Raw genomic sequence first — 22,504 nt, 5'->3', positions numbered from 1 at the left:
CAGCTTATGCCCGTCGATCGTCGGGGTGACCAGGGCAGGCGGTCCGCGGACCGGCGCGGCTGGCAAGCTCACCGCACGTGGACGCCGACCTGACACTGGCCCTGCGCCTCGCCGACCTCGCCGACGCCGTCACGCTCCCCCGGTTCCGCGCGTCCGACCTGCGGGTCACGCGCAAGCCCGACCGCACGCCGGTCACCGACGCCGACACCGCGGCCGAGGACGCGCTGCGCGCGGAGCTGGCCACCGCGGCGGCCGGGGACGCCGTGGTCGGCGAGGAACGCGGCGGCGCCGTCCCGGACAGCGGCCGCGGCTGGGTGCTCGACCCGATCGACGGCACGAAGAACTTCTCCCGCGGCATGCCGGTCTGGGCATCGCTCATCGCGCTGACCGTGCACGGCAGGGCGGTCGTCGGCGTCGCGAGCGCGCCCGCGCTGGGCAGGCGCTGGTGGGCGGCGGCGGGCGCAGGGGCCTGGACGTCCGACGCGCCCGGCGGACCCGCGCGACGGATCGGCGTCTCCGGCGTGGCCGAGCTGGCCGACTGCGCCGTCTCCACGACGAACCTCAACACCTTCCGCGAGCACGGCACCCTCGACGCGTGGCTGGCGCTGACCGAGCGCTGCTGGGAGACCCGCGCGTTCGGCGACTTCTGGCAGCACTGCCTCGTCGCCGAGGGGACGATCGACCTCGCCGTCGAGCCCGAGGCCAGCGTCTGGGACCTCGCGGCGCTGCAGGTCATCGTCGAGGAGGCCGGCGGACGGTTCACCGACCTCGCCGGCACGCCGACCTTCGCCGGGGGCAACGCCGTCGCGTCGAACGGGGCGCTGCACGACGCGGCGCTCGCCTGCTTCGCCGTGTGATCCCCGCGGCTGCGGTTCGCGGCGATCCGACGGCCGCACGTAGGGTCCGACCATGCCGGAGCTCGCCTTCGAGGACCTCACGCCCGGTCGCGTGTTCGACCTGGGGACCGTCACCGTCGACCGTGACGAGATGGTCGACTTCGCCCGCAAGTTCGACCCGCAGCCGTTCCACCTCGACGAGGAGGCCGCGCAGCAGTCGCTGTTCAAGGGCCTCGCCGCCTCCGGCTGGTTCACCACCGGCCTCTGGATGCGCGCGTACGTCGACCACGTCCTGCTGCGCGCGACGAGCCTCGCCTCACCCGGCGGCGAGGAGATCCGCTGGCCCGCGCCGGTCTACGCGGGCGACGTGCTCACCGCGAGTCTGGAGATCCTCGACGCGCGGCGCTCGCGCAGCCGGCCCGAGATGGGGCTGGTGACCCTGGGTGCCCGGATGCACCGCGGCGACACGCTCGTCTTCTCGGCGAGGTTCACCGGCATGTTCGGCGTCCGCGAGGCCTGACCCGTCGCGTCCGCGTCGCGGGCCCGGCCACCTCCGTCCGGGCATCGCGTCGAAGACGGCGAGCGGGTCGAGGTGGTCCCGCCGCCAGGCGATCTCGCGGTTCTCGATCCCGATCACCGAGATGTCGCGGTCTCGCACCGCGCCCCGGTCGCAACCGGGGCGCGGTGAGCGCCGTACTCCGGCACGGGCCGGGGTCACCGGGGCCGCACGGCGCAGGCGTCCAGGGCGCGTCTGACCGAGCACCCGCCGCGGTCCCGCCGCCCGGACGGCCCCGTGACCGCGTTGTCGTCGAGCCCGAGTACGCCCGGATGCCGCCCCGGCTCCGCCTTGCCACGAACCGCCCGGATCACCGAGCCCGTCGACGGCGATCCGTCAGACATCCCCTGGCGAGGTCGCGAAGGTCTGCAGGTGGTCGATGGCGGCCGTCAGCGCGTCCCTGAGCGGGGCGATGTCGCGCGCGACCTGGGCGAGGAGCATGCCGCCCTGGAAGGCGGCGAGGACCAGGTTGGCCAGCTGCTCGGGGTCCGCCCCGGCCCGGAGGCGGCCGAGCCGGCGCATGCGGGCGATCCCGTCGCGGAAGATGTCGCGCCACTGGTCGAACGCACTCGCCAGCTCGTCGTGGACGTCGAGATCGGTCTTGATGATCTCGCTCGCCAAGGAGCCGAGACTGCAGCCCTCCCGGTAGGCGCGCTCGTAGCCGATGTAGTGCGTCGCCCAGTCCCGGAACGCGTCGAGACTGTCGAAGCAGGCGAACCGCTCGCCGCGATGAAAGGTGAGCACGCGCTCGGCCTGCCAGGCGATCACCGCCAGGACCAGGCTCTCCTTGGTCGGGAAGTAGTGGTTGAGCTGCGACCCGCTGACCCCGGCGGCCCGGCGGAGCAACTCGTTGTTGGTCCCGTGCACCCCGTGGACGTAGATGAGCTCCGCGGCGTGCTCGAGGATGCGCGCCCGCGTCGCCTGCCCGCGACCGGTGAGCGCGTGCGGCTCCCGAACTCCTGCGGTGGGTGTCATGTCGCACACCATACCCGAAACTGGGCTTGACAGCCCAGTCCGACCGGTGTTCACTCCAGAAGTGGGCTGCTGAGCCCAGTTCTTGCCGAAGCCCGGCCACGCCGGGCAGTCACCGGAGGTTGATCCACCATGTCTCGCCTGCACACGCCCGCCCGCGACGACGTCTCCGAGGCGACGCAGGGCATCCTCGATGCCGTCGGCGCACAGTTCGGCTTCGTCCCGAACATGTTCGCGACCCTCGCGTCGAACCCGACCGTGCTCGACGTCGTCGTCGGCCTGCAGACCAGCCTGAGCCGGGTCCTGGACGCGAAGACGCGGCACACCATCGCACTCGCCGTGTCGCAGGCCAACGAGTGCGACTACTGCGTCGCGGCGCACTCGTTCGTGTCGTCCGAGCTCGGCGGCATGTCGAGCGACGACATCGACCTCGCCCGTGCCGGGAGCTCGGTCGACCCGAGGCGCGCCGCGGTCGCCCGGTTCGCCCAGCAGGTGGTGGAGAGCCGCGGCCGGGTGAGCGACGCCGACCTGGCGGCGGTTCGCGGCGCCGGGTACACCGACCCGCAGATCCTGGCGATCGTCACCGTGGCGGTGCAGGCCCTGCTGACCAACTTCATCAACAACGTGAACCGGACCGACGTCGACATCCCGGCCGTCACCCCGGCCGGAACGCCCGGATGACCCGCGGCCTCCTGGTCGAGGCGGCCCAGCCACCGGCCGACCGGCCCGTCCCCGGTCCATCCCCGTCTCACCGATCGTTTCCGGAAAGGCCCTCCGATGTCGGGTTCTGAACTCTTCGAGCGGTTCATGGCGCTGCACACCCGCGACGGCGGCGTCGTCATGCCGAACGCGTGGGACGGCCTCTCCGCGCTGATGCTGGCCGATGCCGGCTTCGAGGCGATCGGGACGTCGTCCTTGGCGTTCGCGGCCACGCTCGGCCGCCGTGACGGTCGTCGCGAGATCACCCGCGACGACCACCTCGAGCACGCCCGGCTGTTCGCGCGACTCACCGAGCTGCCCGTCAACGGCGACTTCGAGGACGGCTACGGCGACACACTCGACGACGTCGCCGCGACGGTCGAGGCCGCAGTGGACGCCGGGCTGGCCGGCATCGGGATCGAGGACACCTCGGGCGATCCCGCGCACCCGATCCGCGACTTCGACGACGCCGTCGCCCGGGTGCGGCGCGCCGTCGAGGCCGCCGGGCGACGCATCGTGGTCACCGGCCGCACCGACAACTTCATCCAGGGCCGGCCCGATCTCGACGACACCATCCGGCGCCTGATGGCCTTCGCCGAGGCCGGCGCGGACGTGGTGTACGCCCCCTACCCGCCCGACCTCGACGCACTCGTCGCGATCGTCACCGCCGTCGCCCCGACACCGGTCAACGTCCTCATCTCACCGGCGGACACGGTGCTGACCGTCGCCGACCTGCAGCAGGCCGGGGTCAAGCGCGTCAGCGTGGGCCCCGCGCTCTACCGGCACGCGATGGCCGCCCTCGACCAGGCCGTCACGGCGCTCCGCGCCGGCGACCTGGCCACCGCGACCACCGGGCTCGACATCGGGCGCATCGCCGACCTCCTCGCCCGCGGTCCGCACTGACCACAGCCCTGACGTACCGCTCCCCACCCACTCGTTCTCGCAGGAAGGCGGCCCGACGTGAATCTCGACGCGCTCATGAACAAGCACCTCACCCGGTACTTCGATCCCGGCAGGACCATTCCCGAGGACACCCTGCAGCAGCTGCTGCGGTTCCTGCGCTCGACCCCGTCGTCGGTGAACGTGCAGCCCAACCACTTCTACGTCCTGGCCACCCCCGAAGGAAAACAGCGGCTCGCCGACAACCTGGGCGAGCGCTTCCAGGACAACGCCGAGAAAATTCTCAACGCCTCGCACACCATCATCCTCACCACCCGCGCGGACGTTCCCGACAGCCACATCGAGGCGGTGTTCGCGAAGGAGCGGGCCGACGGCCGGTTCCCGGACCCGTCGAAGCAGCAGCGGTGGGAGGCGATGACCCGCGACTTCCTCACCCTGCGCGGATATGGCTACAAGGACCTGAACCACTGGATGGAGAAGCAGACCTACATGGCGGTGGGCCTGACCATGATGGCGGCCGCCGCACTCGGCGTCGAGGCCACCCCGCTCGAGGGATTCGACCCCGCAACCGTCGACAAGGCGTTCACGATTCGCGAGGCCGGACACAGCACGACGGTCCTGTTGGCCCTCGGCTACCCCGACCCACAGAAGGTGTACACGAACCCGATCTCGCGATTCGACGCCGACCAGCTGTTCACCTTCATCTGACCATTCACCACGAAACACCCACACCCGAGGAACAGGAATTCGAAATGAAGGCGATAGTGGTCACCGACCAGGCCGCGGGAACAGCCGGAATGACGTTGACGCAACGGCCCGACCCGTCCCCGGCCATCAACGACGTCGTCGTGCGGGTGCATGCCTCGGGCTTCGTCCCGACCGAGATGGACTGGCCGTCGACCTGGACCGACCGCGCCGGCCGCGACAAGACCCCGTCGATCCCCGGCCACGAACTGGCCGGCGTGGTCACCGCGCTCGGCTACGGCGCGACCGGACTCTCGGTGGGGCAGCGGGTGTTCGGCCTCACCGACTGGCACCGCGACGGCACCCTCGCCGAGCTCGTCGCGGTCGAGGCCCGCAACCTCGCACCCCTGCCCGGCGACGTCGACTTCACCGTCGCCGCCTCCCTGCCGATCTCGGGGCTGACCGCGTGGCAGGGACTGTTCCGGCACGGGCGCCTCCAGCCCGGCCAGACCGTCCTCGCGCACGGCGCGGCCGGGGCCGTCGGCACGATGGTGACCCAGCTCGCCCGTGAGGCCGGAGCCCACGTCATCGGCACCGGGCGCGCCGCCGACCGCGCCAAGGCCCTCGCCTTCGGGGCCCACGAGTTCGTCGACCTCGCCGACGACGCGCTGGCCGACGTCGGGAGCGTCGACCTGGTCTTCGACGTCATCGGCGGCGACGTCCAGCGGCAGTCCGCCGCGCTGATCAAGCCGGGCGGCACGCTCGTGTCCGTCGTCGGACCGGTCGAGGCGCGTCCCACCGACGGCCTCGCGGTGGACTTCGTCGTCGAGGCCGACCGGGCCGAGCTGGCCGAGATCGTGCAGCGGGTACGCGACGGCCGGCTGCGAACCAACATCGGGGCCGTCGCGACCCTCGACGACGCCGTCGCCGCCCTCAACCCGACCACGCGACGCAACGGGAAGACGATCATCAGCCTGGTCCCGTAGGCACGTCCGGCCGACCCCATCGGGCCGGCTGCTGCCCGCCACAGGCGCGCCCCGACGGGTGAGGAGAAACGGAAATGCTCGGCTCGACACGACACCCGCCACGCACGACCGCCCGGGGCCGCCGCCCCGGGCGGCTGCGGCTGGCATTCGTCGCCGCGGTGGTCTCCCTCGCATCTGCGTTCGCCGCGGTGGGTTCGACGATCCCCCTGTTCAACGTCTACCGGGCCGAGGACGGGTTCACCAATGCCGGCATCTCCATGTCGGTCGCCGCCTACTCCGTCGGCACGATCGGGACATTGCTCGTCGCGGGGCGGCTGTCGGGCCACGTGGGTCGACGGCCCACCGCCGTCGCCGGTCTCGGGCTGCTCCTGCTGGGATGCGTGGTGCTGCTGGACGTGCACCACCTCGGCGTCCTGATCGCCGGGCGGCTGCTCATGGGCCTCGGCGCCGGCCTGGGCAGCAGCGCCCTCACCGCGTACATCGTCGACACCGCACCCGCGAGGCCGACGTGGCTCGCCTCGGTCGCCTCCAGCCAGACGGTCATGATCGGTCTGGCCCTCGGCGCCGTCGCCTCCGGCGCCCTCGTCCAGTTCGGCCCTTGGCCACGTGAGCTGGGCTATCTCGTAGCCGCCGGGCTGCTCCTGCTGTCGCTGGTGCTGATCCTGATCAGCCCGGAAACGGCACCCCGGACCCCGGGGGCCGTGCGGTCGCTGCGGCCGAGCGTCCGCGTACCGGCCCGGGTCAGGAGCCTGGTTCCCGTCGTCGCCGCGGTGTCGCTGGCCACCTGGGCGACCGGGGCGTTCTATCAGGCCTTCGTGCCGGCACTCGTCGAGGAGCAGCTCCGCACAGACAGCTCGCTCGTCCTCGGCCTGGTGTTCGCCGCGTACATGGCTCCGAGCGCTCTCGGCGCACCTCTCGGCGGCCGGTTCACCCCCGCGACGGCCCAACGCATCGGCATGACGGGCTTCCTCGCCGGCTGGGCCGGCATCGTCGCCGCGATCGGCACCGGCGCGCTGCCGGTGTTCGTCGCCGCGACCGTCGTCGCCGGCGTCGGCCAGGGGATCGCCATCAGCGCCGCAACGCGCGGCCTGCTGTACGGCAGCACCGTTGCGGATCGAGCATCGATCTTCTCCGTGATCTACCTGCTCAGCTACAGCGGCGCGACCTTCCCCGGTCTCGTCGCCGGCGAGCTGTCCACCATCGTCTCGACGCCGCACATCGCGTTCGGATACGTCGCGCTCGTCCTCGCCGCCACGCTGTTCACCGTGTTCGCCGCACGTGATCCGGACCCCGACACGGCCGACCGACAGGACCGCCGCCACGTGCCGAGCTGAGCGGCGCGCGGGCGCGTTCCCGGACGGGCCGGGCGGCTACGGTTCGACCACGGCGCCGTCGCCGTCCGCGGCGCGACCGTTCGCGAGCGCCCCCCGTCGGGCCCGCGAGGCGCGCAGATTGACCGCGTTGCCACAGACCCGCACGTCGTGCCAGACGCCGCTGCAGTTCTTCGACCGGTCGAAGAACGCCACGGCGCACCGGGTGTTGCGGCACAGCTTCAACCGTCGCCACGAGTCCACCTGCTGCGCGGCGGCGATCTCCAGGAGGACCGCCGTCGCGAGCGGACGCCAGCCCTCGCCGCGGGGCGCGAGCACGACGCGCCCGTCGCGGTGCAGCGCCACACTCGCCGTGAGGGTGCGCAGGACCTCCCGGCTCGACGCCGTCGACGCGCCCATGCAGGAACGCAGGTCCGCGCGCAGGTCACGCAGCCGGGCCACGTCGTCCTCGGCCAACCCCCGCGGCTCGACCGTGATCCCGGAGCCGGCCGACCACGCGTCCATCGCCGCGGTGGCCCACTCGTCGGCCAACACGAGGTCGGCGAGGAGGTCGCGTTCGCGCGGGCGGCCGGCGCCGACCGTGTTGAGCAGGTCCTGCACTAGCGCGAGGCCGCCGGGCGCCGGCCCGATCCCGTACCGTTCGCCGGCCGTCCACGTCACCCGGCCGATGGTACGGGTCGGGTCGGACGGCACCGACGACCTCGACCGCGGCCGACGCCTGCCGCCACCGGCCGCCACCGGCCGGTCGCGGCGCCACCGCCCGCGGCGAACCGCGGGTCGTACGGCGGCCCTTCCCGACGGCCGCCGGCGCACGCCGGGGCTGCGCCGGGAGGAGGTCGCGCAGCTGGCCGGGGTCAGTACCGACTACGTCGCGAGGCTGGAGCAGGGCCGCTCGTCGCAGCCCTCGACCCAGCTGCTCGCCGCCCTCGGCCGCGCGTTGCGGCTGACCCGCGCGGGCCGCCCTCGACCGCCTCGGCGGTGTCGACGTCCTCGTCCACTCGATCGGCGGCATCCCGCTGGGCCGGCCGAGCCGCCCGGAGGTGGCCGAGCTGGTCGCCTTCCTGTGCTCGGACCGGTCCGCCGGCATCGTCGGCGCCGAGCTCGTCATCGACGGCGGCAGCCTGCGCACCGTCTGACGTCGCCACGTCGCCGCGTCGCCCGCGCCCCCGGCCGCGCCGGCGACGCGGTCTTGCTCCGACCCGGCGCCGCAAAGTAGTATTCGAAATACCGATTCAGGGCACCGGGGCCCCGTCCGGGCCGCGGCGCCGCACGATCCACCACAGCGAACGAGCGGGCACGTCCGGAGCGAGACGAGCTGACCGTGCGACACACCCAGCATGCCGACTTCGCGTTGCGGGTCCTCATGTTCCTGCGCGTCGCCCCCGGACGCCGGGGGTCCATCGGCGACATCGCCCTCGCGCACCGGGTCTCGCGCAACCACCTCGACAAGGTCGTCCGCCGGATGAGTACGGCGGGCCTCGTCGAGACCAGCCGGGGACGCGGCGGCGGGGTTCGCCTGGTCCGCGATCCCGCCAGCATCACGGTGGGCGACGTGATCCGGTCCATGGAGGACGACTTCGCCGTCGTCGAATGCCTCGGCCCCGCCCGCTACTGCCGGGTGGCGGGTGTCTGCGGCGCGCGCACCGTCTTCGCCGCGGCCCTCGACTCGTACTTCGCCGTCCTCGACCGCGCCACCCTCGACGACGTCGCCGCCAACGACGGGGGCCTGCGCGGCGCGCTCGGGCTGACCGGACCCGGGCCCGGCTGAGCGAACGGGCCACCGTCGTACCGCCGCCCGGCACCCGGGGGTCAGCACCGACTTCTCGACGAGGAGGGACCGTGTCGATCGACTTCGAGCTGACGCGTCGCCAGCGCGCGCTCAAGTACGACGTGCGGGAGTTCGCCCGCGAGGTGCTGCGGCCCGCGGCGGAGCGGGCCGACGCGATGTCCGACGCGCAGGCGGCGTTCGTCGCGATGAAGCCGGCCTTCGAGCAGGCCTACATGATGGGCCTGGCCACGTCGTTCCTGCCGCGGGAGTACGGCGGCGGCGGGGCGAGCAACGTCGACATGGTGATCGCCACCGAGGAGCTGTGCGCCGTCGACGCCGGGTTCGCGACGATCATCCTGGTCAACGGCCTGGCCCTGCTGCCCGTGGTCTGGTTCGGCACCGAGCGGCAGCGCGAGCGGTGGATCACCGCGGCCACCGGGTGCCCGACGATGGACCACCTCGGCGGCTGGGTGGTCAGCGAACGCGGCGGGACCGCCAACTTCGACCATCCCCACCCGTCCGCCGGGATCCAGCTGTTCGCCCACCACGACAAGGCCAACAGCGAGTACGTGCTCAACGGGGAGAAGCACTGGCCGTGCAACGCCGGCGGCTGGGACCTGCGCGGCGCCGACACGAACGTCTGCATCGTGCGCACCGACCGGACGCGGGGCGGCACGCAGGCGCTGAGCGCCGTCGTGGTCGACCGCGGTACGCCCGGCCTCGAGTACGAGGTCATCGACAAGATCGGGCTGCGCACCTGCCAGAACGTCACGATGCGTTTCGACGACGTCCGGGTGCCCGAGGAGAACCTGTTCGCCGAGGGCAACGGCGACCTGGTCGTGAACCGGGCGTTCACCTGGTCCGCCCCGATGGCGAGCGCGGCCGCCGTCGGGGTCGCGCGCGGTGCGTACGAGTTCGCCCTGAAGTGGGCCAAGACCTACACCGGCGGCGGATCGTCACCGATCATCGCCCACCAGGCCGTCGGGCACCTGTTGACCGAGATCGCGGCGCGGATCGAGGCCGGCCGCTACATGTGCTGGAAGGCGGCCCACTACCTGGACCGGCACGACGGGCAGGGCCACGCGCTCGCCGCGATGAACAAGGTGTACTGCGCGGACCTCATGAAGGACGTCGTCGTCGACTGCATGCGCATCGTCGGGGTGAACGCCCTCGACCGGAAGTTCGGGATGGAGAAGTTCTACCGGGAGGCGATCGTCTTCCCGCTCTACGACGCGGGCAACCTCGGGATGCAACGCCGGAAGAGCTGGGGCGTGATGGCCGATCCGGCCTTCACACCCGACCTGTTCGCCGACGACGACCCGTTCGCCTTCACGAAGTCGATGGAGGGTTACGGGGTGCTGGGCGGGTCGCCCGCCGACGCCGCCCCACCTCGGTTCCGGACGACCTGACCAGGACGGCCCCGCAGGGCCGAGCAGCACAGAGGAGCGATGCATGCCCACCGACGTCGCCGCCACGACACCGGCCACCCGCGACGCCCGGCGCCGGCGCGCGGCGACGCTGCTCGCGTGGGAGCGCTTCGTCGCCGGTGACGACGAGCCCGCCGTCGCGACGGTGCCCGCGCCGATCCTGCGGTCCTGGCGGCGGTGCCGCGACGTGCACGGGCTCGACCCGATGCGGCCCACGGGCCGTGCACAGCGGCCGGCACCGGTGGCCGCGCCGCGCGACACCGGGATCTACGCCCAGCTCGGCGCCGTCGCGGCCACCGTGGTCCGCGAGATCGGCGGCTGTCTCGCGACCGTCACCGACGCGGACGCCGAGATACTCGCGTGCTGGAGCGCCCCCGACCTGGGTGCCGACGACCTCGACAGCCGCTTCGAGCCGGGGACGTGGTGGCCGGAGTCGGTGGGCGGGACGAACGGGATGGGGACCGCCCTGCTGCAGTCGCAGCCCGTCGTCATCCGCGGTCCGGAGCACTGGCGCCGGGACATGCACGAGTGGTCCTGTGTCGGCCTCGCGGTGCACGACCCGGTCACCGCGCGGCCGGTCGGAGCCGTCAACGTCGCGGCCCGCAGCGCGGACCTCGTGGCAGGTCTGGCGACCCGGCTCGCCGACGAGCTGGAGGCAGCCCGCCGCCACCTCAGGTTCCGGGCCGTCGACGACGCGCGGGCGGTGTCCGAGCGGTTCGCGGCGGAGGACTCCCGCCGGACGGGCACCGTGCTCGGGCTCGACCTCGCGGGGAACGTCGTCGCCGCGAGCGACAAGGCGCGCAGGTCCGTCGGGGGCATCCCGGCCGGGTACCTGTTGGACCCCGCGCTGCGCCGCGGGCTGACCTTCCCCCCGCTCGCGGAGATCGGGCGACGCTCGTGGGCACAAGCGGTCGCGGACCCGTCGTGGACCGGCACGGTGGTGATCGGACCGCCGCTCGGGCCCGCCCCGCACAGCTACACAATCACACCGGTGAACGGCACGGGCGGCCCCGCGGGCTGGATCGTCTCCGACGGGCCCGGGCCGGACACCGGCAGCGCCCTCGTCCTCGACCCCGGCACGACCGCGAACCCCACCTCCGGACGGATCGCGGCGCTGGCCGGTGACTCCGTCCTGCTCCTCGGTCCCGAGGAGATCCGCTTCGCGGAGGCGAACCGGCACGACGTCTGGCTGACCACCGACTGCGGCCGGTTCCGCGCCGCGACGAGGGGCATGGACCACCTCGCGCGCGAGCTGAGCCCGTACGGGTTCCTGCGGGTGCACCGAAGCTTCCTCGTCAATCCGGCGCGGATCCGCCGCGTCGTGTCCAAGGGCAACGGGCTGATCGCGCTCAGCACCGATCACCATCGCGCCGAGGACATCCCGGTGTCGCGGCGCAGCACCCACGAGGTCAGGCAGCGCCTCGGCATCTGACGGTGTGCCGGCACCACCGGACGGTGCCGGCGCAGCGGCCCGACCGTTCGTGCCGGGGGCACCGTCGTTCATGCCCGGAACGCCGCTGTCCGTTCACGACGACTGCCGCCGGCGGGCGCCCCACGGCGACACTGGGTGCACCCGCGCACCGCGTCCCCGGCTCGCCGCGCGATGCGAGGCGCATCGAATCAGTGCCGATTCTGTGAGGTGTCCGAATGGCGATCGACTTCACTCTCAGCGATGCCCAGAAGAAGGTCCAGCACGACGCCCGGGACTTCGCCGAGGGAGTGCTCGCACCGGCGGTACGCGACGCCGATCGCGAACCGGACCCGTTGAAGGCGTTCCAGCGGACCAAGCCCGTGTACGTCGAGGCCTACAAGGCCGGTATCGCGTTCTGCATGCTGCCCAAGCAGTACGGCGGCGGTGGGCTCACCAACGTCGAGCTGATCCTCGCCGCGGAGGAGATCTGCGCCGTCGACCCCGGTTTCGCCTGCACGGTGCTCGTCAACGGGCTCGGTCTGCTGCCCGTCTGGTACTGGGGCACCGAGAAGCAGAAGTCCGAGGTCCTGGGTGCGGCCACGTCCGACCCGACCGGCGAGTGGATCGCCGGCTACGGCGCGAGCGAGCCCGCGGGCTCCCCCGGGGGTACCGCGAACTTCGACACCCCGCTCCCCCAGCCCGCCGGGATCGGCGTCACGGCGCGGTTCGACGGCGACTGCTACGTCGTCAACGGCCGCAAGTACTGGCCGTGCAACGTCGGCGGCTGGGACAACCGCGGCGCGAACACCAGCCTCTACGTCGTGCGCACCGACCCGGAGAAGGGCGGCACCGAGGGCCTCGCGGCGTTGCTCGTGGACCGGGACACCCCGGGCGTCACGTTCAACACCATCGACTCGTTCGGGCACCGGCTCACCCCGAACTCCGAGGTCATCTTCGACAACGCCCGGGTGCCGGTGGAGAACATCGTCGAGGGGACGAAGGGCAACGGCGACCTGCTCATCAACCGCAACTTCGCCTGGTCCGGGCCGGTCGCGGGGATCGCGGCCGTCGGGGTGGCCCGGGCGGCCTACGAGGCCGCGCTGTCGTGGGCCAAGACCTTCACCGCGGGCGGGCCGCACCCGATCATCCACCACCAGTACGTCGGCTACGTGCTCGGTGACGTCGCGGGGAAGATCGAGGCCGCCCGGTACTTCTGCTGGAAGGCCGCCCACTACATCGACCAGCACGACTACCACGGCGAGCTGATCGGGGCGATGAACAAGGTGTTCTGCACCGAGACGCTCTTCGACGCCGTCTACAAGTGCCTGCAGGTCGTCGGCGTCAACAGCGCGGACCGCAAGCACGACTTCGAGAAGTACCTGCGTGAGGCCGCGATCTTCCCGATCTACGACGGCGGCAACTTCGGCATGCAGCGCCGCCGGGTGCACGGGATCATCGCCGACCCGACGTTCGACCCACGCGCCCTGATGGACGACGAGTACGTCGAGTTCACCAAGCAGATGGAGACGATCGACACGGTCGCGGCACCGACGGCGGTCGCCGTCTGAGAGCACGGGGCCGGCCGCGGGTGCACCGCCACGGCCGGTCCCGTCCCGTGCGGTGGACGCAGCGGTGCGTCCGGGACGGCGGGCGGTGGCGGTCAGCCCGCCAGCGCCCGCACCACCCGCGACGGCGACGGCCGGCCCAGCTGCGCGGCCATCCACACGCTGGTGTCGACGAGCTTGTGCAGGTCGGCGCCGTGCTCGACGCCCAGCCCGTCGAGCATCCAGACGAGGTCCTCGGTGGCGAGGTTGCCCGTGGCGGACTCCGCGTACGGGCAGCCGCCGAGGCCGCCCGCGCTGGCGTCGACCGTCGTGACGCCACGGCGCAGCGCCGCGAGCGTGTTGGCCAGCGCCTGCCCGTAGGTGTCGTGGAAGTGCACCGCCAGTGCCGCGACGGGCACGCCGCCCGCGACGCACGCGTCGACCACCGCGTCGACGTGCCCGGCGGTGCCGGTGCCGATGGTGTCGCCCAGCGACAGCTGCCAGCACCCCATCTCGACCAGGCGCCTGCCCACGCCGGCGACCTGCTCGGGATCGACCGGCCCCTCCCACGGGTCGCCGAACGCCATGCTGACGTAGCCGCGCACCCGCAGCCCCTCGGCGAGCGCCCGGGTGACGACGGGCTCGAACATGGCGAACTGCTCGTCGAGCGTGCGGTTGAGGTTCTTGCCCGCGAACGTCTCGGTCGCGCTGGCGAAGATCGCGACGTGCTCGACACCGGACTGCAGCGCGCGGTCGAGGCCGCGCTCGTTCGGGACCAGCACCGGGTAGTCGACGCCCGCGCGCCGGTCGAGCCGGTCGAGGAGATCGGCGGCGTCGGCGAGCTGCGGCACCCACTTCGGGTGCACGAAGCTGGTGGCCTCGAGCGTGGTGAGCCCGGCGTCGGCGAGCCGGTCGATGAACTCCGCCTTGACCTCGACGGGCACGACCGCGCTCTCGTTCTGCAGCCCGTCGCGCGGCCCGACCTCGTAGATCGTGACCCGCGGGGGCAGTCCCTCGACGGGCAGGCGCATCGGCAGCCCGGACGCGGTCATCGGCGGCTCTCCCAACGGTCGTCGCGGTCCTCGTCGTCGCCGTAGCCGGCGCGGGCAGGGTCGTCGCCGTAGCCGGCGCGGGCAGGGTCGTCGCCGTAGCCGGCGCGGGCAGGGCGGCCGGCGCGGCGCTCGTCGAGCTCGGACATCTGGTTGTAGAGCATCGAGTGGACCTTCTCGACGCCCGGCACGTCCTCGAACTCCAGCGGTTCGTCGGACGCCGACTCGATGACGAGCGTGCCACAGCCGAGGAGCCGTTCGACGATCGTGTGACGGAACTGGACGCTGTTGATGCGCCCGATCGGGATGTCGATGCCCTGCCGCGACACGACGCCCTCCCGCACCAGCACCCGCCGGGTCGTCACCACGAAGTGCGTCGTCCGCCACCGCACCAGTGGGACCAGCGTGAACCGCACGACGACCGCCACCGCGACGACCGCCAGCACGATCCAGGCGATCGTCGCCCAGCTCAGGTTGCGCGCCAGGGCGGCGAGATAGACCGCGAGACCGACCGTCACCAGGAACACGAGCACCGGCACCACGAGCATCTTCGGGTGCGGGTGCTTGTGCAGCACGACGCGCTCGTCGTCGACCAGGAGCTCGTCGGGATAGGCCATGGGGCGCATCATGGCACCCCGGCTCAGGAGTCGGCGGGACCGGCGGCGCGCAGGTGCACGACGTCGCCCGCCGCGACCGGACGGCGCGTCCCGTCGGCGTCGAGCAGCAGCAGCCGCCCGTGCACGTCGACGTCCTCGGCCATGCCGGTGAGCGACTCGCCGCCGGGCAGCTCGACCCGCACCCGCGAGCCGAGGCTGGAGCAGCCCGCGCGGTAGTCGGCCCGCAGGCCGACGGCCTCGGCGTCACCGCGCGCGTCGCGCCACGCGGCCTCACGCGCGGCGAGCCTGCGCAGCAGGGCGACCAGCAGCTCGGCCCGGTCGACCCCCACGGCTCCCTCCTCGGCCAGCGAGGTCGCCCCCGCGGGCAGCTGCGGGATCGTCGCGCCGACGTTGAGACCGATGCCCAGCACGACCCCGGGCCCGCCGCCGGTCACGGCCGTCATCTCCGCGAGGATGCCGGCGGCCTTGCGGCCCTCGGGCCCGAGCAGCAGGTCGTTGGGCCACTTCAGGCCCGACGGCGCGGCGCAGAACTCGCGGACGGTGTCGAGCAGCGCGAGCCCGGCGAGCATGGGCAGCCAGCCGAACCGGTCGGCCGGGACCTCCTGGGGCCGCCACAGGACGCTGACGGTGATGCCGCTGCCGGGCGGTGACTCCCAGCTGCGGGTGAGCCGGCCCCGTCCGGAGCTCTGGTGCTCGGCGACCAGCACCGACCGGTCGGGGGCACCGCGCGCGGCCGCCGCGAGCAGGTCCGCGTTGGTCGAACCGGTCTCGGCGACGAGGTCGACCCTGCTCCAGGGCCCGACCGGCGCCAGCAGCGCGGGGCGCAGCAGATCGATGTCGAGCGGCACGGCCTGCCTGGTCATGGACGGGACGCTAACCGGTCCCGGGACGCCCTCGACCGCGGCGGACGGCCCGCTCGACGGGCGGCGCGTCACCGTCGCCCGGCGAACGGGACGGTGTGGTCGCGGGGCGCCGAGCGTGACAGATACCGCTCCCCGAACGCCCCCCGGCGGGGGAATCGCCGGGTTAGGCTCCCGGCCCATGAGCGCCGCGAGCGAACCGACGGGGGTTCCGCCGCAGTCCGGGGACACCCCCGGTGACGCATCCCCCGACATCGACATCCACACCACGGCGGGCAAGCTCGCCGACCTGCACCGTCGCTACGACGAGGCGGTGCACGCGGGTGCCGAGGCGGCCGCCGAGCGCCAGCACGCGAAGGGTCGTCAGACCGCGCGCGAACGCGTCGAGCAGCTGCTCGACCCCGGCTCGTTCGTGGAGCTCGACGCGCTCGTCCGGCACCGGTCCACGAACTTCGGGATGCAGGAGAAGCGACCGTTCGGCGACGGGGTCGTCACCGGCACGGGCACGATCGACGGCCGGCCGGTCGCGGTGTTCAGCCAGGACGCCACGGTGTTCGGCGGCTCGCTCGGCGAGGTCTACGGCGAGAAGATCGTCAAGGTCATGGACCTCGCGGCCAAGGTCGGGTGCCCGGTCGTCGGCATCAACGACGGCGGTGGCGCGCGGATCCAGGAGGGCGTCGTCGCGCTCGGCCTGTACGGCGAGATCTTCATCCGCAACGTCCGCAGCTCCGGGGTCATCCCCCAGATCTCACTGATCCTCGGCCCGTCGGCGGGCGGCGCGGTGTACTCCCCGGCACTGACCGACTTCGTCGTCATGGCCGACGAGACCAGCCACATGTTCATCACCGGCCCGGACGTCATCGAGACCGTCACCGGTGAGCGCGTCGACATGGAGGAGCTCGGCGGCGGCCGGGCCCACAACACCCGCTCGGGCGTCGCCCACTACCTGGCCTCCGACGAGGAGGACGCCTTCGCCTACGTGCGGGACCTGCTGGGCTACCTGCCGTCGAACAACCTGTCCGAGCCGCCGAGCTACCCGGCGCCCGAGCCCGTCGGCGGTTCGATCGAGGACTCGGTCACCGACACCGACCGCGAGCTCGACACGCTCGTGCCCGACTCCCCCAACACGCCCTACGACATCCGCGAGGTCATCTCCCGGGTCGTCGACGAGGGCGACTTCCTCGAGGTCCACGAGCTGTTCGCGCCCAACATCGTCTGCGGCTTCGCGCGGGTCGAGGGCAACAGCGTCGGCATCGTCGCCAACCAGCCGACCCAGTTCGCCGGCTGCCTCGACATCCACGCCTCGGAGAAGGCCGCGCGCTTCGTCCGCACCTGCGACGCGTTCAACGTCCCCGTCGTGACGTTCGTCGACGTCCCCGGCTTCCTGCCGGGCACCGAACAGGAGTGGAACGGCATCATCCGCCGCGGCGCGAAACTGATCTACGCCTACGCCGAGGCCACCGTCCCCAAGATCACGGTCATCACCCGCAAGGCCTACGGCGGCGCCTACGACGTCATGGGCTCCAAGCACCTCGGCGCGGACGTCAACATCGCGTGGCCGACGGCGCAGATCGCGGTCACGGGCGCGTCGGGCGCGGTCGGCATCCTCTACCGCAAGCAGCTCAAGGGCCTGGAGGGCGACGAGCTCGCCGCCAAGCGGGCGGAGCTGCAGACCGAGTACGAGGACACCCTCGCCAACCCCTACATCGCCGCCGACCGCGGGTACATCGACGCCGTCGTCCCGCCCTCGCACACCCGCGGGTACGTGGGCCGGGCGCTGCGGATGCTCGCCACCAAGCGCGAAGAGGTCCCGACGCGCAAGCACGGGAACATCCCCCTGTGAGCGACGATCCTGTGAGCTCCCCCTCGGAAGAGCAGACGCCGGAGGAGCGGCGGGCCCTGTTCCGGGTCGTGCGCGGCGAGCCGTCCGACGAGGAGGTCGCCGCGCTGACGGCGGTCCTGCTCGCGGCGGCCTCCTCGGCGGGCACGGGCGCCGCCCCGGCGCAGCGCGACCGCTGGTCCGACCCGGTCCGGCGGATGCGCGCCCCCCTGCGCCCGGGCCCCGGCGCCTGGCGCGCCTCCGCCCTGCCCCGCTGAGGCCCGCCTGCCCCTGACCCCGCCCGCCCTTCTGCCGCCTGCCGCCGACCCACTCTGCAGGAACGGCACTTTCCCGCAACCGGGTTGCAGGAAAGTGCCGTTCCTGCAGCCGGGGTCCGGCCGCGGCACCCGCGCGGGGACACTCGCGACATCGACGCGGCGCCGGGTGAGCGGCCCGCGCGGGCACGGCGTGCGATGGGCGTTGCGACGGAGGTGGCGTCCGTAGGCTCGCGGGGTGCGTCTCGTTCTCGCCTCCGCCTCCCCCGCCCGGCTCTCCGTCCTGCGCGCCGCCGGGCTCGACCCCGTCGTCGAGGTCTCCGACGTCGACGAGGACGCCCTCCTCGCCGCGATCCCGGACGCCTCGCCCGGCGAGAAGGTGACGGCGCTGGCGGGCGCCAAGGCCACGACGGTGGCCCGTCGGGTCGCCGGCCCGCGCCCCGGGGCGGTCGTCGTCGGCTGCGACTCGATGCTGTCGATCGACGGTGAGCTCGTCGGGAAGCCCCTCGACGTCGACACCGCCCGCCGGCGCTGGAAGGCGATGGCCGGGCGCACCGGCGATCTCGTCACCGGGCACGCCGTGCTGCGCCTCGTCGACGGCGAGATCGACCGTGTCGCGGAGGGGCACGCGACGACGACGGTGCGCTTCGCCGAGCCCACCGACGCCGAGCTGGAGGCCTACCTGGCGACGGGCGAGCCGCTCGCGGTGGCGGGGGCGTTCACCCTCGACGGGCTGGGCGCGTGGTTCGTCGACGGCATCGACGGCGACCCCTCGAACGTCATCGGGATCAGCCTCCCGCTGGTGCGCAGGCTGCTCGGCGCGATCGGCGTCTCGCCCGTCGACCTGTGGGCCCACCGGAGCGGGTGAGCGGCACCCACCCCGCGCGCCGCGGCGGACTATCGTCGCGGCCATGGCGCTGCCCGCTGACAACGACCCGAAGCTCGCCGACTACGCCCACCCGGAGCGGCTGGTCACCACCGAGTGGCTCGCGGCCAACCTCGGCTCCGACGGCCTGGTCGTCGTCGAGTCCGACGAGGACGTCCTGCTCTACGACACCGGCCACATCCCGGGCGCGGTGAAGGTCGACTGGCACACCGAGCTCAACGACCCGGTGACCCGCGACTACGTCGACGGCGCCCGCTTCGCCGAGATCTGCGGCGAGCGCGGCATCGCCCGCGACACCACCGTCGTGTTCTACGGCGACCGCAACAACTGGTGGGCCACCTACGCGCTGTGGGTGTTCGCCCTGTTCGGCCACGAGGACGTGCGCATCCTCGACGGCGGCCGCGCGAAGTGGGTCGCCGAGGGCCGGGAGATGACCACCGAACAGCCGAAGCCGGCGACCGTCGACTACCCGGTCGTCGAGCGCGACGACACGACGCTGCGCGCGTTCAAGGACGACGTGCTCGCGCACCTGGAGAAGGTGAAGGGCGGCACGGGCGCGCTGGTCGACGTCCGCTCCCCCGGCGAGTACTCCGGCGAGCTGCTGCACATGCCCGACTACCCGCAGGAGGGCGCGGTCCGCGGCGGGCACATCCCGGGCGCCGCGAACGTGCCGTGGGCCCGCGCCGCCGCCGAGGACGCGACGTTCAAGCCGCGCGCCGACCTCGAGGCCATCTACCTGCAGGAACAGGGCCTGTCGGCCGACGACGACGTCGTCGCCTACTGCCGCATCGGCGAGCGGTCGAGCCACACCTGGTTCGTGCTCACCCACCTGCTGGGCTTCGGCACGGTCCGCAACTACGACGGCAGCTGGACCGAGTGGGGCAACACGGTGCGGGTCCCCATCGCACAGGGGGCCGAGCGTGGCTGATCTCCCACCCAGGCTGGCGGAGCTGGTCGAGGACTTCTCCGCCGTCGGCCCGAAGGACCGGCTGCAGCTGCTGCTCGAGCTGTCGCAGGAGCTGCCGGACCTGCCGGAGCGCTACGCCGACGCCGCGGACTCGATGGAGCAGGTGCACGAGTGCCAGTCGCCGCTGTTCCTGGCGGTGGAGGTCGAGGACGGCGCTGCCGCCCCCGACCGGCCCGTGCACCTGTTCTTCTCCGCGCCGCCCGAGGCCCCGACGACGCGCGGCTTCGCCTCGATCATGCACACGGGTCTCGACGGCGAGTCCGCCGCGGACGTCCTGGCCGTGCCCGACGACTTCTACGTCGCGCTCGGGCTCGGTCAGGCCGTGAGCCCGCTGCGGCTGCGCGGGATGGCGGCGATGCTCGCCCGGATCAAGAACCAGGTGCGCGCCCGGACGGCGTGAGCCGCGAACCTCGGAACCTCAAGTCTTGGTGAGGAACGTTCCCCCGATGCGATGACGCCGACCACACTGTGGCCAGTCCCAAGAGGACGAGTCAGGGGGTGGTTCGGATGGGCACACTCGCGGCCTCGGGCGACACCTGGGGGATCAGCGGCTCGACGTTCATTCTCTTCTACCTGGTCATCGCCGTCGTCGTCTGGATCTGGGCGGTCCGGACGCGGCGGCAGATCGCGGGCGCGCGCGGCGGGGGCCGCCCACCCGCGGATCTCACCGGCACGCCCTACGACGCGGCGTACCTCAACGGTGGCGCGGACCTCGCGGTGTACGCCGCACTGTCGTCGATGCGCGTCGACGGGACGATCGAGACGGCGGGCCGCGGCAACGTCGTCGCGGTGGGCGCGCTGCTGCCCGGCGCCGACGAGCTGGAGCGGGCGATCCACGCGACGGCCACGTCCCCGGTCGGCCGCGGCCGGCTGCGCTACCACGAGTACGTCGCCGCCGCGTTGGCGGCGATCGAGCGGCGGCTCACCGCCGAGGGCCTGCTCGTCACCGACGACGAGCGGCGCGGCGTCCGGCAGGCGGGCGCGTGGATGCTCCTCGTCGCCGGGCTGGGCCTGGCCCGGCTCGTCGCCGGGGTCGCCAACGGCAAGCCCGTCACGTTCCTGGTGCTGGCGACGCTGGGCGCGGCCGTCGTCGGCGTCGTGCTGATGGCCCGGGTCCCGCGGCGCACGCCGCTCGGCGACGCCACGGTCTCCGCGATGCGGGCCCAGCACCATCGGCTGTCGCCGGCCAACCGGCCGGACTGGATCGCGAACGGGGCGACGGCCGCGGCGCTCGGCGTCGGCGTCTTCGGGATGAGCGCGCTGTGGGCCTCCGACCCGGCGTTCGCTGACGAGCTCGCCGCGCAGAAGCTCGCGTCGTCGGGCGGCGGCTGGTCGGGCGGCGACTCGGGCAGCAGCTACGGCGGGGGCGCCGGCTGCGGTGGGGGGAGCAGCTGCGGTGGGGGGAGCAGCAGCTGTGGCGGAGGGGGTGGCTGCGGCGGCGGGGGTGGCTGCGGTGGCTGAGCCCGGCGCCGGCCCCGCGACCCGGCTGGGCACGGGCATCGGCTGGCGTCCCGAGATCGCGGGGATCGTCGCCGAGCTGCCCGGTCTGCGCTTCTGCGAGGTCATCGCAGAAGCGATCGATCCCGCGGCTCCGCCTCGAGGGGTGGCGGAGCTGCGGGATCGGGGGGTCCCGGTGATCCCGCACGGCGTGCGGCTGTCCCTCGGCAGTGCCGACGGGCTCGACCCCGAACGGGTCGCCCACCTCGCGGCGTGCGCCGATGCGCTGGACGCGCCGCTGGTCAGCGAGCACGTGTCGTTCACCCGGGTCGCCGGGCGCGACGCCGGGCACCTGCTCCCGGTGCCGCGGACCCGGGAGGCGCTCGACGTGCTGGTCGCGAACGTGGCCCGGGTGCAGGCCGAGCTCGACGTCCCGTTGGCGCTGGAGCCCGTCGCGGCGCTCTTCGACTGGCCGGGCGACGAGTTCACCGAGGCCGAGTTCCTCACCCGGCTGCTCGACCGCACCGAGGCGTGGCTGCTGCTCGACGTCGCGAACGTCCACGCCAACGCCGTGAACCGTGGCGGCGACCCGTGCGCGGTCCTCGACGGGCTGCCGTTGGACCGGATCGCCTACGTGCACGTCGCGGGCGGCAGCGAGCACCCCGGCGACACGGCCGCCGGCGACCCCGGCGTGTACCACGACAGCCACACCGACCCCGTTCCGCCGGAGGTGTTCGCGCTGCTGGGCGAGCTGTGCGACCGGCGGCTGCCGCCCGCGGTGATGCTGGAGCGCGACGGTCGCTACCCGCCCGCCGCCGAGCTGGCGGCGGAGCTGGCCGCGATCTCCGCGGCAGCCCGGTTCGCACCACCGGCAGCCCGCGCTGCGGCGGCGGGCCAGGTCGTGCCGGCGGCGGCCGGGGTCGCGCCCGGGGTGCTCCGGTGAGCGCCGGGCTGGCCGCGCGGCAGGCTGCGCTCGTCGACGCACTGGTGGCGGGCGCCCCGGTGCCCGACGGCTTCGACCCCGTCCGCCTCGCGACGACGCGCCGCGCCCTGCTGCGCAAGCGCGCCGGGGAGGCCGCCCGGCACTGGCCACTGCTCGCGGCCGCGCTCGGCCCCGGGTGGCCGGCGGCCGTCGCCGAGGCCCTCGACGGGGTACCGCCGGGCGGCTCGTTGCGCGACGGCTGGGACGTCGCCCGGTGGCTGCGGGCGGCCGGGCGGCTGCCCGCCGGCGCCGTCGACGAGCTGGCCGCGCGAGAGGTCGCCACCCGCTACGACGGCAGCGGCGCGCCCCGCGCCCGCCGGGCGCCCGCGGTACGCCGCGGCCGGGGGTCCGTGTTCGTGCAGGTGGGCGGCCGGACCCTTCGGCTCCGGCTCCGCAACCGCTGAGCGACGAAGACCACACCTGCCTGGCTCGATCCAGTTCCGCAGGCCGCGCAGGGGGCGCTCCGAACGTCGGAAACGCCACAGGTCCGCGGCCCGG

At 73.4% G+C, this 22,504-nt stretch carries 25 protein-coding genes and 1 pseudogene; 21 read left to right on the top strand and 5 right to left on the bottom strand.

The features are described from left to right. Window positions 1-77: 77 nt before the first annotated feature. Together hisN and PSD17_RS30480 are read left to right on the top strand one after the other, a co-directional pair. On the top strand, window positions 78-857 hold the full coding sequence (gene hisN / locus PSD17_RS30485; protein WP_013677285.1) for a histidinol-phosphatase: 780 nt from the start codon (window positions 78-80) through the stop codon (window positions 855-857). A 52-nt stretch (window positions 858-909) separates the two neighbouring features. Then, window positions 910-1,356: a MaoC family dehydratase gene (locus PSD17_RS30480; protein ID WP_013677286.1), complete on the top strand. Its 447-nt coding sequence runs from the start codon at window positions 910-912 to the stop codon at window positions 1,354-1,356. 372 nt (window positions 1,357-1,728) lie between these two features. On the opposite strand, the gene PSD17_RS30475 is transcribed toward PSD17_RS30480, so the two are convergent. Beyond that, complete coding sequence (locus PSD17_RS30475; protein WP_339125870.1) at window positions 1,729-2,367, bottom strand: TetR/AcrR family transcriptional regulator; 639 nt, start codon at window positions 2,365-2,367, stop codon at window positions 1,729-1,731. 129 nt (window positions 2,368-2,496) lie between these two features. Between PSD17_RS30475 and PSD17_RS30470 the strand changes: the two genes are divergently transcribed. From PSD17_RS30470 to PSD17_RS30450, 5 genes are all read left to right on the top strand, one after another. Next, window positions 2,497-3,045: a carboxymuconolactone decarboxylase family protein gene (locus PSD17_RS30470; protein WP_013677288.1), complete on the top strand. Its 549-nt coding sequence runs from the start codon at window positions 2,497-2,499 to the stop codon at window positions 3,043-3,045. Between the two features lie 96 nt (window positions 3,046-3,141). Continuing rightward, entirely contained in the window at window positions 3,142-3,966 is an 825-nt protein-coding gene (locus PSD17_RS30465) for an isocitrate lyase/PEP mutase family protein (RefSeq protein WP_013677289.1), read from the top strand. Between the two features lie 57 nt (window positions 3,967-4,023). Further along, window positions 4,024-4,671: a nitroreductase family protein gene (locus PSD17_RS30460; protein WP_013677290.1), complete on the top strand. Its 648-nt coding sequence runs from the start codon at window positions 4,024-4,026 to the stop codon at window positions 4,669-4,671. Between the two features lie 44 nt (window positions 4,672-4,715). Beyond that, window positions 4,716-5,633, top strand: coding sequence for an NADP-dependent oxidoreductase (locus tag PSD17_RS30455; protein ID WP_013677291.1), 918 nt, complete (start codon window positions 4,716-4,718; stop codon window positions 5,631-5,633). Between the two features lie 74 nt (window positions 5,634-5,707). Continuing rightward, a complete protein-coding gene (locus tag PSD17_RS30450) occupies window positions 5,708-6,967 on the top strand; it encodes an MFS transporter (protein WP_339125867.1) in 1,260 nt (419 codons plus the stop codon). Between the two features lie 36 nt (window positions 6,968-7,003). Here PSD17_RS30450 and PSD17_RS30445 read toward each other — a convergent pair whose 3' ends face one another. Then, window positions 7,004-7,624 carry a CGNR zinc finger domain-containing protein gene (locus PSD17_RS30445; RefSeq protein WP_339125866.1) on the bottom strand — a complete coding sequence of 207 codons (621 nt, stop codon included), beginning with the start codon at window positions 7,622-7,624 and terminating at the stop codon, window positions 7,004-7,006. 7 nt (window positions 7,625-7,631) lie between these two features. Here PSD17_RS30445 and PSD17_RS30440 point away from each other — a divergent pair. The 6 genes and pseudogenes from PSD17_RS30440 to PSD17_RS30415 all read left to right on the top strand — a co-directional run. Continuing rightward, window positions 7,632-7,865: pseudogene (locus PSD17_RS30440) on the top strand (hypothetical protein); the annotation flags it as partial. Window positions 7,866-7,965: 100 nt separating this feature from the next. Continuing rightward, window positions 7,966-8,100 carry an SDR family oxidoreductase gene (locus PSD17_RS30435; protein WP_083845295.1) on the top strand — a complete coding sequence of 45 codons (135 nt, stop codon included), beginning with the start codon at window positions 7,966-7,968 and terminating at the stop codon, window positions 8,098-8,100. Between the two features lie 185 nt (window positions 8,101-8,285). Beyond that, on the top strand, window positions 8,286-8,732 hold the full coding sequence (locus PSD17_RS30430) for an RrF2 family transcriptional regulator (RefSeq protein WP_013677294.1): 447 nt from the start codon (window positions 8,286-8,288) through the stop codon (window positions 8,730-8,732). Window positions 8,733-8,803: 71 nt separating this feature from the next. Next, window positions 8,804-10,141: an acyl-CoA dehydrogenase family protein gene (locus PSD17_RS30425; RefSeq protein WP_013677295.1), complete on the top strand. Its 1,338-nt coding sequence runs from the start codon at window positions 8,804-8,806 to the stop codon at window positions 10,139-10,141. 43 nt (window positions 10,142-10,184) lie between these two features. After that, a complete protein-coding gene (locus PSD17_RS30420; protein ID WP_339125864.1) occupies window positions 10,185-11,591 on the top strand; it encodes a DNA-binding protein in 1,407 nt (468 codons plus the stop codon). Window positions 11,592-11,806: 215 nt separating this feature from the next. Then, complete coding sequence (locus PSD17_RS30415) at window positions 11,807-13,138, top strand: acyl-CoA dehydrogenase family protein (protein ID WP_013677297.1); 1,332 nt, start codon at window positions 11,807-11,809, stop codon at window positions 13,136-13,138. Window positions 13,139-13,230: 92 nt separating this feature from the next. Here PSD17_RS30415 and PSD17_RS30410 read toward each other — a convergent pair whose 3' ends face one another. Genes PSD17_RS30410 through PSD17_RS30400 form a run of 3 tightly spaced genes read right to left on the bottom strand, consistent with a single transcriptional unit; the run spans window position 13,231 to window position 15,643 of the window. Further along, window positions 13,231-14,166 carry a hydroxymethylglutaryl-CoA lyase gene (locus PSD17_RS30410; protein ID WP_013677298.1) on the bottom strand — a complete coding sequence of 312 codons (936 nt, stop codon included), beginning with the start codon at window positions 14,164-14,166 and terminating at the stop codon, window positions 13,231-13,233. Beyond that, window positions 14,163-14,780 carry a PH domain-containing protein gene (locus PSD17_RS30405; protein WP_339125863.1) on the bottom strand — a complete coding sequence of 206 codons (618 nt, stop codon included), beginning with the start codon at window positions 14,778-14,780 and terminating at the stop codon, window positions 14,163-14,165. The genes PSD17_RS30410 and PSD17_RS30405 overlap by 4 nt, the downstream gene beginning before the upstream one ends. 23 nt (window positions 14,781-14,803) lie before the next feature. Further along, window positions 14,804-15,643 (bottom strand): biotin--[acetyl-CoA-carboxylase] ligase, encoded by an 840-nt coding sequence (locus tag PSD17_RS30400; protein WP_013677300.1) that lies wholly within the window; start codon window positions 15,641-15,643, stop codon window positions 14,804-14,806. Window positions 15,644-15,821: 178 nt separating this feature from the next. Here PSD17_RS30400 and PSD17_RS30395 point away from each other — a divergent pair, with 178 nt between their 5' ends. The 8 genes from PSD17_RS30395 to PSD17_RS30360 all read left to right on the top strand — a co-directional run bounded on the left by PSD17_RS30395 (window position 15,822) and on the right by PSD17_RS30360 (window position 22,410). Beyond that, complete coding sequence (locus tag PSD17_RS30395; protein ID WP_013677301.1) at window positions 15,822-17,483, top strand: acyl-CoA carboxylase subunit beta; 1,662 nt, start codon at window positions 15,822-15,824, stop codon at window positions 17,481-17,483. Then, window positions 17,480-17,737 carry an acyl-CoA carboxylase subunit epsilon gene (locus PSD17_RS30390; RefSeq protein WP_233899164.1) on the top strand — a complete coding sequence of 86 codons (258 nt, stop codon included), beginning with the start codon at window positions 17,480-17,482 and terminating at the stop codon, window positions 17,735-17,737. The genes PSD17_RS30395 and PSD17_RS30390 overlap by 4 nt, the downstream gene beginning before the upstream one ends. Window positions 17,738-17,972: 235 nt before the next feature. Beyond that, window positions 17,973-18,602 carry a Maf family protein gene (locus PSD17_RS30385; RefSeq protein ID WP_013677303.1) on the top strand — a complete coding sequence of 210 codons (630 nt, stop codon included), beginning with the start codon at window positions 17,973-17,975 and terminating at the stop codon, window positions 18,600-18,602. Between the two features lie 43 nt (window positions 18,603-18,645). Continuing rightward, entirely contained in the window at window positions 18,646-19,548 is a 903-nt protein-coding gene (locus tag PSD17_RS30380) for a sulfurtransferase (protein WP_013677304.1), read from the top strand. After that, window positions 19,541-19,987 carry a SufE family protein gene (locus PSD17_RS30375; protein ID WP_013677305.1) on the top strand — a complete coding sequence of 149 codons (447 nt, stop codon included), beginning with the start codon at window positions 19,541-19,543 and terminating at the stop codon, window positions 19,985-19,987. Before PSD17_RS30380 ends, PSD17_RS30375 begins: the two co-directional genes overlap by 8 nt. Window positions 19,988-20,094: 107 nt before the next feature. Then, window positions 20,095-21,048 carry a TIGR04222 domain-containing membrane protein gene (locus tag PSD17_RS30370; RefSeq protein WP_339125859.1) on the top strand — a complete coding sequence of 318 codons (954 nt, stop codon included), beginning with the start codon at window positions 20,095-20,097 and terminating at the stop codon, window positions 21,046-21,048. After that, on the top strand, window positions 21,041-21,967 hold the full coding sequence (locus PSD17_RS30365) for a DUF692 domain-containing protein (RefSeq protein WP_143770635.1): 927 nt from the start codon (window positions 21,041-21,043) through the stop codon (window positions 21,965-21,967). Before PSD17_RS30370 ends, PSD17_RS30365 begins: the two co-directional genes overlap by 8 nt. Next, a complete protein-coding gene (locus tag PSD17_RS30360; RefSeq protein WP_103383092.1) occupies window positions 21,964-22,410 on the top strand; it encodes a hypothetical protein in 447 nt (148 codons plus the stop codon). Before PSD17_RS30365 ends, PSD17_RS30360 begins: the two co-directional genes overlap by 4 nt. The last annotated feature ends 94 nt before the right edge of the window (window positions 22,411-22,504 follow it).

Source organism: Pseudonocardia sp. D17, from assembly GCF_036984265.1.
Classification (GTDB): domain Bacteria; phylum Actinomycetota; class Actinomycetes; order Mycobacteriales; family Pseudonocardiaceae; genus Pseudonocardia; species Pseudonocardia benzenivorans.
This window is presented reverse-complemented; position numbering and strand designations above follow the sequence as displayed.